The sequence below is a fragment of the Micromonospora arida genome (assembly GCF_003857035.1).
In the GTDB taxonomy this organism is placed as follows: domain Bacteria; phylum Actinomycetota; class Actinomycetes; order Mycobacteriales; family Micromonosporaceae; genus Micromonospora; species Micromonospora arida.
The window spans coordinates 1-13,520 of sequence record NZ_QGSY01000262.1 but is presented as its reverse complement, the minus strand read 5'-3'; the positions used below and the strand labels follow the sequence as shown (position 1 = coordinate 13,520).

Sequence of the window (13,520 nt, the reverse complement as noted above, 5' to 3'; positions counted from 1 at the left end):
CCACCGCCGTCCCCGTGCCGCTGTCGACGGGGGAGGGGGTGGTCGACACGGCGGCGACTCCGGGGGGTGTATTCGCGTCGGTTATGGCAAAAGTGGGGTTCACCGGCTGGCGTGGCGTCAAGCGTACGACGCACAGCCGGGATGCGTGATGGTGCGCATGGAAGCGTTCCCAAAAACCGGTACGAACACGGATAGTCGTGATGGCTGTGCCAATTGTCACCGAACGGTCCCAGGTCACTCGATGTTCGCTTAACCTTCGCCCACCGATCGACGTTGACCCCGGGATTACCGGCGGTCCGTCCCGGGGAAGAAGAAAACTGAACCTTCGTTAAGTGTCAATCCGGCGCGTGTGTTGTGGAGGCTCTGGTGGCAGCGCAAGAGACCGTCGATCACAAGTACGTCTACGACTTCTCCGAAGGCAACAAGGAACTCAAGGACCTGCTCGGCGGCAAGGGGGCAAACCTCGCCGAGATGACCAACCTGGGCCTGCCCGTCCCGCCCGGCTTCACCATCACCACCGAAGCGTGCCAGGCGTACCTCGCGACGGGACGGGAGCCGGACGGGCTCGCCGGCCAGATCGAGGCGCACCTGGAAGCGCTGGAGCGCGAGATGGGCAAGCGCCTCGGCGACCCGCAGGACCCGCTGCTGGTCTCCGTCCGCTCCGGTGCCAAGTTCTCCATGCCCGGCATGATGGAGACCGTCCTCAACGTCGGTCTCAACGACCAGAGCGTGGTCGGGCTCTCCGCGCAGGCGGGGGGCAACGACAGGTTCGCCTGGGACTCCTACCGGCGACTCATCCAGATGTTCGGCAAGACCGTCTGCGAGGTGCCGGGCGAGGAGTTCGAGCACGCGCTCGACGAGGCCAAGCACGCCAAGGGCACCCACAACGACCTGGATCTGGACGCCGGCGACCTGCGTGGGCTGGTCGACGCGTACAAGAAGATCTTCTTGAAGCACACCGGTCGGGAGTTCCCGCAGCAGCCACGCGAACAGCTCGACCTGGCGATCCGGGCGGTCTTCGAGTCGTGGAACGCCGAGCGCGCGGTGCTCTACCGCCGCCAGGAGCGCATCCCGGCCGACCTGGGCACCGCGGTCAACGTGGTGACCATGGTGTTCGGCAACCTCGGGCCCGACTCGGGCACCGGGGTCGCGTTCACCCGTGACCCGGCCAGCGGTGCGCAGGGCATCTACGGCGACTACCTGGCCAACGCCCAGGGTGAGGACGTGGTCGCCGGCATTCGCAACACAGTGCCGTTGCAGGAGTTGGAGCAGCTCGACAAGGCGTCCTACGACGAGTTGCTCGGCATCATGGCTCGGCTGGAGGGGCACTACAAGGACCTCTGCGACATCGAGTTCACCATCGAACGCGGCAAGCTGTGGATGCTGCAGACGCGGGTCGGCAAGCGCACCGCCGCCGCCGCGTTCGTCATCGCCGGGCAACTCGTCGACGAGGGCCTGATCGACCTGGATGAGGCGCTGCACCGGGTCAACGGCGCGCAACTGGCCCAGCTGATGTTCCCGCGCTTCCAGCTCGACCACGAGTTCCAACCGGTCGCCAAGGGCATCGGCGCATCGCCCGGCGCGGCGTCCGGCACAGTGGTCTTCACCTCCGCCCGGGCCGTCGAGCTGGCCGCCGAGGGGAAGTCGGTGATCCTGGTGCGCCGGGAGACCAACCCGGACGACCTGAACGGCATGATCGCCGCGAAGGGCATCCTCACCTCGCGCGGCGGCAAGACCAGCCACGCCGCGGTGGTGGCCCGGGGCATGGGCAAGACCTGCGTCTCCGGTGCCGACGAGATCGAGGTGAACGTGCCGGCGAAGCGGTTCACCGTGGCCGGGCAGACCGTCACCGAGGGCGACGTGGTGTCCATCGACGGCACCACCGGCAAGGTCTACCTCGGCGAGGTGCCGGTCATGCCCTCCGAGGTCGTGCAGTACTTCGAGGGCAGCCTCGACCCCGAGCACATCGACAACGCGCTGGTCCGGGCCGTACACCGGATCATGACGCACGCCGACGGGAAGCGTCGGCTGGCGGTCCGCACGAACGCCGACACCGGCTTGGACGCCGCCCGTGCCCGGCGCTTCGGCGCCGAGGGCATCGGGCTGTGCCGCACCGAGCACATGTTCCTCGGTGACCGGCGGGAGCTGGTCGAGCGGCTGATCCTGGCCCGTGCCCCGGGCGAGCGGGAGGCGGCGCTGGCGGCGCTGCTGCCGTTGCAGCGGGCCGACTTCGAGGAGATCTTCCGCGAGATGGACGGCCTGCCGGTCACCGTCCGGCTCATCGACCCGCCGTTGCACGAGTTCCTGCCGCCGCTGGAGCAGCTCGCCGTCAACGTGGCGGTCGCCCAGGAACGCGGCGAGGACGTGGCCAAGGAGGAGGCGCTGCTCGCCGCCGTCCGGCGGATGCACGAGGAGAACCCGATGCTCGGGCTGCGGGGTGTACGCCTCGGCCTGGTCATCCCCGGCCTGTTCGCGATGCAGGTCCGGGCCATCGCCGAGGCGGCGGTCAGCTGTGCCCGCGGCGGCGGGGTGGCGAAACCGGAGATCATGGTGCCGCTGGTCGGGGCCGTGCAGGAGTTGGAGACGGTCCGCGCCGAGGCCGAGAAGATCATCGCCGAGGTGGTCGGGGACAGCGGCGTCGAGGTGCTGATCGGCACCATGATCGAGGTGCCCCGGGCGGCGCTGACCGCCGGGCAGATCGCCGAGGCGGCCGAGTTCTTCTCCTTCGGCACCAACGACCTGACCCAGATGGGTTGGGGCTTCTCCCGCGACGACGTCGAGGGTGCGTTCTTCTGGCGCTACCTGGAGTTGGGCATCTTCGGCATCTCACCGTTCGAGTCGATCGACCGCGACGGCGTCGGTCGGCTGGTGCGGATCGCCGCCGAGGAGGGTCGGGCCGCCCGGCCCGGGCTGAAGCTCGGTGTCTGCGGTGAGCACGGTGGCGACCCGGACTCGGTGCACTTCTTCCACGAGGTCGGCCTGGACTATGTGTCCTGCTCGCCGTTCCGGGTGCCGGTGGCCCGGTTGGAGGCCGGCCGGGCCGTGGTGGAGACCGGCGGGTCGGACAGCCGCTGACGCACGCCGGCGGCGGCCTGGTCACCCGGCCGCCGCCGGCGCTCAGATCGGCGGGCGACGCCAGGTGGGCCGGGACGAGCGGCGCAACTGCGCCGGCAGGGTCGCCATCGGGGTACGCGTGGCCAGCGGGGCGTGCGCGTCCGGTACGGACGTCGCGCCGATGCCTCCGCCGCGAACGTCCAGGAACGACCCCGCTCGGCGGGCCACCGCCCGTGCCTCCTCGTGCAGCGCCTCCAGATCCCCCGCCGCGGACGCGGTGACGAGGGTCAGCAGGGCGCTGCGCCCGGCCGGGTAGGTCACCACGCAGCCGGCGGTGGTGCACACGACCGACTCCCGGAACTCACCCTGCCGGACGGTGTCGGCCACCCGGTGCCCGAGCCCGAAACTGGCGGCGGCGAGCGCGGCGAGATGGGTGGCGTCGGTGCTGGGTAGGTCGCTGGAGATGAGCAGGCCGTCGGTGCCCGCGAGCACGGTGCCGGCGATGTCGGGTCGTCGCTGGCGCAACCCGCGTAGCTCCGTTCCCATCACCGTGTCTGCGTCCACGAGCGTTACCCCTCACCGGTCGGCTCTGCGTGTCAGTCGGCTGGTTACGTTCCGCGCTGGGAACGCTACCGGTGGCGACTTCCGGCCGCGAGCCCGTAACCCTCGGCGATCGGTCGGCAACTGCGGGCCAATCGGTGGTTGTGTGCCCTTCGTCGATGCGTCGTGAGCGGGTCGAGCAGTGGTGGCGGGCGTAATCTTGGCTCGCTCGCACACGGCCGATTGGGCGCCGCGTCGAACGGGAAGAGGTGACTGCATGACGAGTGTCTGGGAGAGCCTGACTGTCGACGCCCGCGATCCGGCCCGACTGGCCCGTTGGTGGGCTGAGGCGCTCGGCTATCAGGTCGTCACCGAGAAGCCCGACGAGGTGGAGATCCGCCAGTCCGCCGATCGCCTGCCCGGCCTGGTCTTCGTGCCGGTGACCGAGGGCAAGGAGCGCAAGAACCGGCTGCACCTCGACCTGCGTCCCGCCGATCTGGAGGCTGAGGTCGAGCGCCTGGTCGACATGGGCGCCCGGCACGTCGACATCGGTCAGGGCGACGTCGAGTGGACGGTGCTGGCCGACCCCGAGGGCAACGAGTTCTGCGTACTGCGTGAGCGCGAGGAGTGAGCCGGTCTTGCGAGCCCCGCAGTCGCGAACTGTTGAAGCCCCGTGAGCGCGAGGAGTGAGCCGGTCTTGCGAGCCCCGCAGTCGCGAACTGTGCCGGCTGCGTGAGAAGTGAGCCGGGGGCGGCGGACGCCCGGTTGGTCGAGGAGCCGCCCAAGGACACCGGGCATCGCCGGTCGCCGTACGAGCGCGACCGGGCCCGGGTGCTGCACTCGGCGGCGTTTCGCCGGCTGGCCACCAAGACCCAGGTGCACACCGCCGGCACTGACGACTTCCTGCGTACGCGGCTGACGCACTCGTTGGAGGTGGCCCAGATCGCCCGGGAGATGGGTGCCCGGTTGGGCTGCGACCCGGACGTGGTGGACGTCGCGGGGCTCGCCCACGACCTCGGGCACCCGCCGTTCGGGCACAACGGCGAGGCTGCGCTGGATCTGCTCGCCACGCCGTGCGGCGGCTTCGAGGGCAATGCGCAGACCCTGCGGGTGTTGACCCGCCTGGAGGCGAAGGTGCTCGCCCCGGACGGCTCGTCCGCCGGGCTGAACCTGACCCGGGCGTCGCTGGACGCGATCGGCAAGTACCCCTGGCCGCGCCGGCCGGGGGAGCGCAAGTTCGGGGTGTACGCCGACGACGCGGCCGTCTTCGACTGGATCCGCGCCGGCGCGCCCGGCGACCGGCGTTGCCTGGAGGCCCAGGTGATGGACTGGGCCGACGACGTCGCGTACTCGGTGCACGACGTGGAGGACGGCATCCACGGTGGTTATGTCACGTTGCACCCGCTGCTCACCGACGCCGACGAGCGGGCCGCGCTCTGTGCCGACGTGGCCGCCGCCTACTCCGGGGAGTCCGCGACGGATCTGGCCGAGGTGCTGGTCGATCTGCTGGCCGGCCCGTTGCTCGCCCCGCTCGCCGGGTACGACGGCAGTCATCGCGCGCAGGTCGCGTTGAAGGCCACCACCAGTGGTGTGACCGGGCTGTTCGTGTCTGCGGCGGTGGCGGCGACGGAGGAGCGCTTCGGTCCGGGTCCGCACCGCCGCTACGCCGCTGATCTGGTGGTGCCCCGCCTGGTGCGGGCGCAGTGCGCGCTGCTCAAGGGCATCGCGCTGCGGTACGTGATGCGTCGCAGCGGCTTCCGGGGCCGCTACGAGCGGCAGCGGACCATGCTGGCGGAGTTGGTCGCCGCGCTGGTCCGGCGCGCCCCGGACGGGCTCGATCCGATCTTCGCCCCGCTGTGGCGGGCCGCCCCGGACGACCGGGCCAGACTGCGGGTGGTGATCGACCAGGTCGCCTCGCTCACCGACCCGGCGGCGGTGACCTGGCACACCCGCCTGGTCGGCAACGGGACACCCCCGATTGATCACACGTCAACTTAGGCTAGCCTAACCGGTATGACGGAACGCCCCAGGAACGTCACCTCGGCCCGGGTGCTGCGCACCGAGCGGCCCACCCCGCACCTGATCCGGCTCATCCTCGGTGGGGACGAACTGGTCGGCCTGCCGGTGGGCGAGTTCACCGACCACTACATCAAGGTGGTGTTCCCGCAGCCGGGTGTCGCGTACCCGCAGCCGTTGGACCTCGCCGCGATCCGCCGAGACCTGCCCCGGGAGCAGTGGCCCCGGCTGCGCGCGTACACGGTGCGGAGCTGGGACCCGCTGGCCGGGGAGTTGACCGTCGACGTGGTGCACCACGGCGACGAGGGGTTGGCCGGCCCCTGGGCCGCCGCGCTGCGTCCCGGCGATCCGGTGCACTTCGTCGGCCCCGGCGGCGCGTACGCCCCGGACCCGGACGCCGACTGGCATCTGCTGGTCGGTGACGAGAGCGCCCTGCCGGCGATCGCCGCCGCCCTGGAGCGCCTGCCGCTGGGTGCCCCCGCCCACGTCTTCGTGGAGATCGCCGACCCGGCGGAGGAGCAGAAGCTGCTCAGCCCCGGGGCGGTCGAGCTGACCTGGCTGCATCGCGGTGAACGCCCGGTGGGCGAGGCGCTGGTCGCGGCGGTGCGGACGTTGGAGTTCCCGGTCGGCCAGGTGCACGCCTTCGTGCACGGCGAGGCCGCCTTCGTCCGGGAGTTGCGCCGGCTGCTGCGCGGGGAGCGGGGCGTACCCCTCGACCGGCTCTCCATCTCCGGTTACTGGCGGCGCGGCATGGACGACGAGGGCTGGCGCTCCACCAAGGCCGACTGGAACCAGCAGGTGGCGGCCGAGGAGACGGCCATTCCGGCGCCCGCCGCGGCGGCCTGAGCGCCGGTCATCCCTCGGGCGTGTTCGTCTCCTGACCGGCCCGGGCGAGGCGACGGCTGAGCAGTACGGCGTACCCGACCACCGCCAGCGAGAGCAGCGACAGCATCAGCCTCGGCTGGTGCACCGTCGCGGTGATCAGGCTGACCGAGACCACCCCGTAGGCGGCGATCGCCAACCGGGCGACGCTCGGTCGGGTCCACAACCAGTACAGGGCGAGCCCGCAGACCGTCCAGACGACCATCGAGGCGCCCAGCAGCAGCCGCAACTCCAGCGGCAGTCGATTGGCGTTGTCGTCGACCAGCCGGACCACCTGCCCGAGCGCCCAGCCGAGCAGCAGCAGCGCGCCGCCGAGCGGAATGTGCAGGTAGCTGTACGCCTGCCCGCCGCGCAGGCGACTCTGGAGGAGTCGCGTGGTGACGAAGGTGGTGTACACCCACCAGACCGCTGCCGGGATGAGGAAGGCCAACGCGGCGGTGAGGATCATGTGTGGCGGGGGATGGTCCGGCACGGCGAAGAGCAGGCTGGCCAGCGCGCTACCCAGCACGATGATGGTGAACTGCCCGATCCGTTCCGGCAGGTGCCGGTTGTCCACCGGCCAGCGGTTGAGCCAGCGCACCCCGACCCAGGGCGTGGCCAGCTCGATGACCATCGCGATCACCCACAGCACCGGACGCAGCTCGGTGGGCACGGCCAACGACACCAGCCAGATAAACCAGCCCGACCCGAAGCCGATCAGATAGACCGTCGTCACCATCCGGGCGCTCGGGCTGGTCGGCCAGGCACGCAGGTACAGCAGGAGCAGCACACCTCGCACGATCAGGTACCCGACCGGCAGCAGCACGCTCTCCGGCACCTCGTCGACCCCGAGCGTCATCGCGCCCGCGCCGACCAACGCGACCAGCACCAGCACCCGGTGCAGCGCGTCGTCCGGATCGAACCGGGTGTCGTAGTACACCTGCCCCATCCAGGCCCACTGGATCACCACGAAGAGCCCGATCACGGCCAGCACGGCCCTCGGCGACGGACTCGGCTCGTTGCCCAGCCGGGCCACCACCGCCGCCAGCGCGTACACGAAGATGAGGTCGAGGAAGAGTTCCAGCCAGGTGGCATGGCGATGTCCGGCCTCGTCCGCACCCGGGGTCTGATCGGGTAGCCCGACCAGGTCGGCCAACCATCTCGGCAGGCGGGGGGCTTCGGTCCGTACCCGGCGCATCTGGTCATGGTCCCCGCGCGGACCCGGCTCGCGGGCCCGAACCGCCCAGCCGGCAGCGGTGGTCGCCACACCGGCGTCCCCCGGCCGGCGTGTCGTCGGTCCGGCAGGGCAGGATGTACGGCGAGGGGGTGGCGCATGGCTGGGCGGATCCGGGACGAGGACATCGCACTGGTCCGGGAACGCACCTCGATCGGGGATGTGATCTCCGAGACGGTCACCCTGAAGTCCGCCGGCGGCGGCAACCTCAAGGGTCTGTGCCCGTTCCACGACGAGAAGAGCCCGTCGTTCAACGTCTCTCCGGCCCGCAACGTCTGGTACTGCTTCGGCTGCGGGGCCGGCGGGGACGCGATCAAGTTCCTGATGGACGCCGACCACCTCAGCTTCGTCGAGTCCGTCGAGCGGCTGGCCGGCCGCGCCGGCATCCAACTGCGCTACATCGAGGACGACAAGGGCACCCCGCGTCCCCGCCCGCAGCAGGGTCAGCGGCAGCGCCTGGTCGCCGCGCACGCCGCCGCAGTCGAGTTCTACCGGGGTCAGCTCGGCACCGCTGGCGCCCGCCCGGCACGGGAGTTCCTGGCCCGACGCGGCTTCGACCGGGCCGCCGCCGAGCGCTACGGCTGTGGTTTCGCGCCGGACGGGTGGGACCTGCTCACCAAGCACCTGCGCCAGCAGGGCTTCACCCACCAGGAGTTGGTCACCGCCGGGCTGTCCCGGGAGGCCCGCTCCGGCTCGCTGATCGACCGGTTCCGCCGCCGGCTGCTCTGGCCGATCCGCGACCTCGCCGGCGACGTGATCGGCTTCGGCGCGCGCAAGCTCTTCGACGACGACGACGGCCCGAAATACCTCAACACCCCCGAGACGCCGATCTACAAGAAGTCGCACGTGCTCTACGGCATCGACCAGGCCAAGCGGGAGATCGCCAAGCAGGGTCGTGCGGTGATCGTCGAGGGTTACACCGACGTGATGGCCTGTCACCTGGCCGGGGTGACCACGGCGGTGGCGACCTGCGGCACCGCCTTCGCCGCGGACCACATCTCCGTCCTGCGTCGGCTCCTGTTCGACAGCGACGAAGTGGCCGGCGAGATCATCTTCACCTTCGACGGTGACGCCGCCGGGCAGAAGGCCGCGCTGCGTGCCTTCGAAGACGACCAGCGCTTCGTCGGGCGCACGTTCATCGCGGTCAGTCCGGACAACATGGACCCGTGCGACCTGCGGCTGGCCAAGGGCGACCTGGCGGTGCGTGACCTGGTAGCCCGCCGCGAGCCGCTCGTCGACTTCGCGCTGCGACACGTGATCAGCCGCTTCGACCTGGACACCGTCGACGGCCGGGTCGAGGCGATGCGGCACGCCGCGCCGCTGGTCGCGCGCCTGAAGGACCGGGAGAAGCGCCCGGAGTACGTCCGCAAGCTCGCCATGGACCTCGGCATGGAGATCGAGCCGGTGCAGCGGGCGGTGCTCGCCGCCGGCAACACTCTGCCGTCCGGCACCCGCGAGGCCGCCCCCGCCGCCCGGCCAACCTCGGCCCGCCCGGAGCCGGCGGTGGACAGCCCGCAGTCGATGGTCGAGCGGGAGGCGCTCAAACTCGCCCTCCAGCAACCGGTCCTGGCCGGGCCGATGTTCGACGCGGTCGAGGCCACCGAATACCGCCACCCGGTGCACGTCGCGGTGCGTACGGCCATCGCGGCGGCCGGTGGTGCCGCGTCGGCGACCGGCGGCGCGGTCTGGATCGAGTCGGTCCGCGACGCCTGCGACGACCTGGCGGCTGCGGCGCTGGTCGGTGAGCTGGCCGTCGAACCACTGCGGATCGACGGCGAACCGGACCCGCGCTACGTGTCGATCACCATGGCCCGCGTGCAGTTCGGGTCGGTGACCGCCCGGGTCCGGGACCTCAAGTCACGCATCCAGCGGATCAACCCGGTCAACAACAAGGACGAGTACTTCGCCGCCTTCGGTGAGCTGCTGTCCCTGGAGCAGCACGCCCGGGCATTGCGCGAGCAGGCTGCGGGAGGCCTCTAAATGGGACTGTTCAGCCGCAAGCCGAAGCTGCCGCCGGCCGACCGGCCGCCGCTGACCGCCGACGAACGGGTGTTGGCCTGGGCCGCCGCCGGCAACGGCGAGGGCGACGGGGTGGTGGTCGCCACCAACCTCGGGTTGTGGCTGCCCGGTCGAGGGCACCGGCTCGGTTGGCACACCATCCTCAAGGCGGTCTGGTCCGGCCGGGAGCTGACCGTCACCCCCGCCGAGCCGCTCGTCGAGCGGGATGGCTACACGGTGGTCGCCGACGGTCCGGCCGAGACGTACCTGCTGCTCGACCCGGGGGAGCTGCCGCACCAGGTGCGGGCCCGGGTGACCCGTTCGGTCGCGTACACCGAGCACCAGCCGGTGCCCGGCGGCGCCGCGCGGGTCGCGGCCCGGCGCGTGGCCGGGGTCGACGGTCTGACCTGGACGGTCCGACTCGACCCCGGCACTCCGGCGGACGACGAGGCCCTGCTCGCCGAGACCGACCGGCTGGTCGGTGTGGCCCGCGCCGCCACCGCGCCGGCCGACACCTGACCGGCCGGGTCAGTTCGCGCCCAGGTCCTTCAACGCCTTCTCCGCGCCGCGGTGCAGCGGCACCGGCAGGGTCCTGCGGGCCTTTTCCAGCGAGATCCCCTTGGCCGCCGGGTTGGCCTGGGCCAGCGCGTCGCGCTTGTCGAACACCGTCCGGGTGATCGCGCAGGCGACATTGGCGTCCAGGTCCTTACGGACCAACAACACGTTGGGTACGACGATCGTCGGGGTGTCGGTAGCCGTCTTGTACGCGTCCCGGCCGATCGTGCCTTCCTGGTAGCCGGGGCTCAGCGCGGCCATCTTCGGCAGCAACGGCGCGATGTCGACGAACTTCACCGAGTCGCCGGCGGTGGTGAACAGGTCGGTCAGGCCCCCGGTGGGCAGACCGCCAGACCAGAAGAAGCCGTCGATGCTGCCGTCCTTGACCCCCTCGACCGTCTTGGTCAGGTCCAGTCGCTGCGCCCGGATGTCCTTGGCCGGGTCGAGGCCGGCGGCCTCCAACAGCCGGTTGGCGATAACCTCGGTGCCGGACTTCGGTGAACCGGTGGAGATCCGCTTGCCGCGCATGTCGGCCACCGAGGTGATCCCGGAGTCGTTGCGGACCACCACCTGGGTGTAGTTGTCGTAGATGCGGGTCAGCGCCTGCACCGGCTGCGGTGCGGTGAAACTGCCCTTGCCCTCGACCGCGTTGACCGCCGTGTCGAACAGCGAGAACGCCACGTCGTACTGGCCACCGACGAGCTGCTCGATGTTCTGCACGGAGGCGCCGGTCTCGGCGGCGGTGCCGGTGAGCTTGCCGCCGGTCGTCCCGGACAACTGCCCGGCCAGGGCGTTGCCGACCACGTAGTAGACGCCTGTCGCGTTGCCGGTGGCGATGCCGACGCGCGTCTCCTTGGTCACCTCGCAGGTGACGTCGCTGGCCGTGTCGTCAGTGGCCGCGCCGCCCTGCTGACCTCCGCAACCCGCGGCACCGACCGTGACGAGTGCGAGCACGCTCAGGCCCGCCGCGAGCCGTATGTCGATTCGTCTCACAGTTGTTCCTCCACAGGATTGGCTGGTGATCCGGACGATGACCGGTCGGCGGAGCCGCGTCGGATGAACACGCCCGCCGCCGCGACGGCGGCCAGCGCCGCGCCGACCGTGACCGGCACGGGTTCGAGCCAGAGCAGGGTGACACCGGCGAGGGCGCCCAGCACCCGTTCCGGGGCGCCGGCCGGGCCCACGCCGGGCAGCCAGCCACCGGCGGCGACGGCGAGCACCGCCACGCTGAGCGCGGTGACTCCGGCGGCGAACGCGATTCGCTGGACGCCGCCGATGCCGAGCAGACCGAGGCCGGCCGGCGTGATGACGAACGCGATCGGGGTCAGGTACGCCGGCAGCGCGTACCGCAGGGTCTGCCACATGGTCGGCACCAGCCGGCCGCCGGTGACCGCGGCGGCGGCCACCGCGGCGAGCGCGGTCGGCGGGGACACCTCGGACAGCACCGCGAAGTAGAAGACGAACATCGCCGCCGCCGGCGCGGTGACGCCCAGGTCGAGCAGGGCCGGACCGACGATCACCCAACCGATCACGAACGACGCGGTGACCGGTACGGCAAGGCCCAGCAGGCTCAGCGCGACGGCGGCGAGCAGCGCGGTGAGCACCAGCACCAGCGTCGGGTCCGAGGTGGCCGCCTGCGCCCCGCCGATCAGCAGCGCCGCCGCCTGCGGCCCGAGGCCGGTCTTCGTGGTGGTCGCCGTGATGATGCCGGCGGTGGCGCAGACCGCGGTGACGGCGAGGACGCCACGTACGCCGGTGACGAGCGCGGTCACCAGCCGGTCCGGGGTGAGTCGGTGCGTGCGGTCCAGGTAGGAGAGCACGGCGGCGACGACGATGGCGAACACGACGGCACGCGTCGCGGACACACCGACGGCGAGGAACACGATGATGGCGATCAGCGAGGCGAAGTGGTAGCCGAACCGGGCCAGCAGCCGCCAGGGCGAGTCGACGTCGATCACCACGGGGCGTACGCCGGACCGGCGAGCGTCGATCTCCACGGCGAGCAGGATGCCGAGGTAGTAGAGCACCGTCGGTACCGTTGCCCAGCCCAGCACCTGGAGGTACGAGACGCCCAGGTACTCGGCGATGATGAACGCCGCCGCACCCAGGGTGGGTGGGGAGAGGATGGCGCCCACCCCGGCCGCGGCCAACATGCCGCCGGCCCGCTCCGGCGGGTAGCCGGCGCGGCGCAGCAGCGGCCAGGTGACCGCGCCGATGCTCACCGTCGTCGCCGCGCCGGAGCCGGAGACGGTGCCGAGCAGGAAACCCGAGGCCACCGCCGTCCGGCCGGCGGCGGTACGGGAACGTCGGAACGCCGCCGCCGACAACTCGACGAAGAACCGCCCGGCCCCGGACAACTCCAGCACCGCGCCGTAGATGGTGAACAGCACGATGTACGAGGCGGCCACGTCGAGTGGCGTGCCGTAGAAGCCGCTGTCGGAGTTGTAGAACGCGTCGACCAGTTGACTGAAGTCGAGCCCGGCGTGCGCGACCGGCCAGGACTGCGGCAACAACCCGCCGTAGTAGCCGTAGCCGAGGAACAGCAGGCAGACCGCGGGCAGGATCCAACCGGTGGTACGTCGACACGCTTCGAGCAGCAGGAGCAGCAGGACGGTGCCCAGCACCAGATCCGTCGGCGCCAGCAGGCCCTGCCGATCGAGGAACGCGTTGTAGCCGCCGCCACCGCTGCCGATGTGGATCGGCAGGACGGGGTAGAGACAGGCCGCGACCGCCAGGACGACCAGAGCCCAGTCGGCCACTGTGGGCCCCGACGACGCGAGTGCCGGGGTGCGCCTGTCGCTGTCGTTCTCGGTGGCCTCGGCGCGGTTGGTGCGTCGTCGCCGGGCGCGGAGGCGGGCCGGCAGCCGCAGGTCGGCCGGGTAGGCGAGGAAGACCAGCGGGAGTACGCCGGCCAGGAAGATGATCAGGTAGTACTTGCTGCCCTGCGACAGAGGGCGGAACACCTGCCACAGGGCGAGAGCGCCGACCGCCAGCGCCGCCATGGCGAGGAGCAGACCCGCCGGCCCGGAGAGCACGCGCCCCGGCTTCTCGTCCTCGAACTGGGCGGCCAGGTCCCGAGTCGCCCGCTCGGACACGCCTGGCCCGCTCGGGTCGGTCGTGCTTGGGTCGGGCTCGCTTGCGTCGGCCGTGCTCGCGTCGGGCTCGTTTGCGCCGGGCCTGCTCGCGTCGGGCTCGCTTGGGTCGGTCGTGGTCGGGTCGGGCTTGCTTGCGTCGGTCGTGCTCGCGTCGGGCTCGTTTGCGC

10 protein-coding genes are annotated in these 13,520 nt (G+C 71.4%); 6 read left to right on the top strand and 4 right to left on the bottom strand.

Going from position 1 to position 13,520, the window contains the following annotated elements:
• The first annotated feature begins 366 nt into the window (after positions 1 to 366).
• Positions 367 to 3,075 (top strand): pyruvate, phosphate dikinase, encoded by a 2,709-nt coding sequence (ppdK, locus tag DLJ58_RS26140; protein WP_124860194.1) that lies wholly within the window; start codon positions 367 to 369, stop codon positions 3,073 to 3,075.
• A 42-nt stretch (positions 3,076 to 3,117) separates the two neighbouring features.
• On the opposite strand, the gene DLJ58_RS26135 is transcribed toward ppdK, so the two are convergent.
• Positions 3,118 to 3,618 carry a roadblock/LC7 domain-containing protein gene (locus DLJ58_RS26135; RefSeq protein WP_112590338.1) on the bottom strand — a complete coding sequence of 167 codons (501 nt, stop codon included), beginning with the start codon at positions 3,616 to 3,618 and terminating at the stop codon, positions 3,118 to 3,120.
• A gap of 253 nt (positions 3,619 to 3,871) precedes the next feature.
• Between DLJ58_RS26135 and DLJ58_RS26130 the strand changes: the two genes are divergently transcribed.
• The 3 genes from DLJ58_RS26130 to DLJ58_RS26120 all read left to right on the top strand — a co-directional run bounded on the left by DLJ58_RS26130 (position 3,872) and on the right by DLJ58_RS26120 (position 6,456).
• A complete protein-coding gene (locus DLJ58_RS26130; protein ID WP_124860192.1) occupies positions 3,872 to 4,225 on the top strand; it encodes a VOC family protein in 354 nt (117 codons plus the stop codon).
• Between the two features lie 101 nt (positions 4,226 to 4,326).
• The gene (locus DLJ58_RS26125; RefSeq protein ID WP_124860190.1) at positions 4,327 to 5,592 is read left to right on the top strand and encodes a deoxyguanosinetriphosphate triphosphohydrolase; all 1,266 of its coding nucleotides are present in this window, start codon (positions 4,327 to 4,329) and stop codon (positions 5,590 to 5,592) included.
• Positions 5,593 to 5,607: 15 nt separating this feature from the next.
• On the top strand, positions 5,608 to 6,456 hold the full coding sequence (locus DLJ58_RS26120) for a siderophore-interacting protein (RefSeq protein WP_124860188.1): 849 nt from the start codon (positions 5,608 to 5,610) through the stop codon (positions 6,454 to 6,456).
• Between the two features lie 7 nt (positions 6,457 to 6,463).
• On the opposite strand, the gene DLJ58_RS26115 is transcribed toward DLJ58_RS26120, so the two are convergent.
• A complete protein-coding gene (locus DLJ58_RS26115; protein WP_124860186.1) occupies positions 6,464 to 7,669 on the bottom strand; it encodes a low temperature requirement protein A in 1,206 nt (401 codons plus the stop codon).
• Between the two features lie 135 nt (positions 7,670 to 7,804).
• Between DLJ58_RS26115 and dnaG the strand changes: the two genes are divergently transcribed.
• A complete protein-coding gene (gene dnaG / locus DLJ58_RS26110) occupies positions 7,805 to 9,685 on the top strand; it encodes a DNA primase (protein ID WP_124860185.1) in 1,881 nt (626 codons plus the stop codon).
• Positions 9,686 to 10,222: a hypothetical protein gene (locus tag DLJ58_RS26105; RefSeq protein ID WP_112675791.1), complete on the top strand. Its 537-nt coding sequence runs from the start codon at positions 9,686 to 9,688 to the stop codon at positions 10,220 to 10,222.
• A gap of 9 nt (positions 10,223 to 10,231) precedes the next feature.
• Here the strand turns inward: DLJ58_RS26105 and DLJ58_RS26100 are convergent, their stop codons facing one another.
• Positions 10,232 to 11,251 (bottom strand): TAXI family TRAP transporter solute-binding subunit, encoded by a 1,020-nt coding sequence (locus DLJ58_RS26100; protein ID WP_124860183.1) that lies wholly within the window; start codon positions 11,249 to 11,251, stop codon positions 10,232 to 10,234.
• A complete protein-coding gene (locus DLJ58_RS26095) occupies positions 11,248 to 13,353 on the bottom strand; it encodes a TRAP transporter permease (RefSeq protein WP_124860181.1) in 2,106 nt (701 codons plus the stop codon). The genes DLJ58_RS26100 and DLJ58_RS26095 overlap by 4 nt, the downstream gene beginning before the upstream one ends.
• Positions 13,354 to 13,520 lie beyond the last annotated feature (167 nt).

Excerpts from the sequence above, each read along its gene's own strand:
- DLJ58_RS26115 (WP_124860186.1), bottom strand. The coding sequence starts at position 7,669 with ATGCGCCGGGTACGGACCGAAGCCCCCCGCCTGCCGAGATGGTTGGCC.
- DLJ58_RS26105 (WP_112675791.1), top strand. The coding sequence starts at position 9,686 with ATGGGACTGTTCAGCCGCAAGCCGAAGCTGCCGCCGGCCGACCGGCCG.
- dnaG (WP_124860185.1), top strand. The coding sequence starts at position 7,805 with ATGGCTGGGCGGATCCGGGACGAGGACATCGCACTGGTCCGGGAACGC.
- DLJ58_RS26130 (WP_124860192.1), top strand. The coding sequence starts at position 3,872 with ATGACGAGTGTCTGGGAGAGCCTGACTGTCGACGCCCGCGATCCGGCC.
- DLJ58_RS26120 (WP_124860188.1), top strand. The coding sequence starts at position 5,608 with ATGACGGAACGCCCCAGGAACGTCACCTCGGCCCGGGTGCTGCGCACC.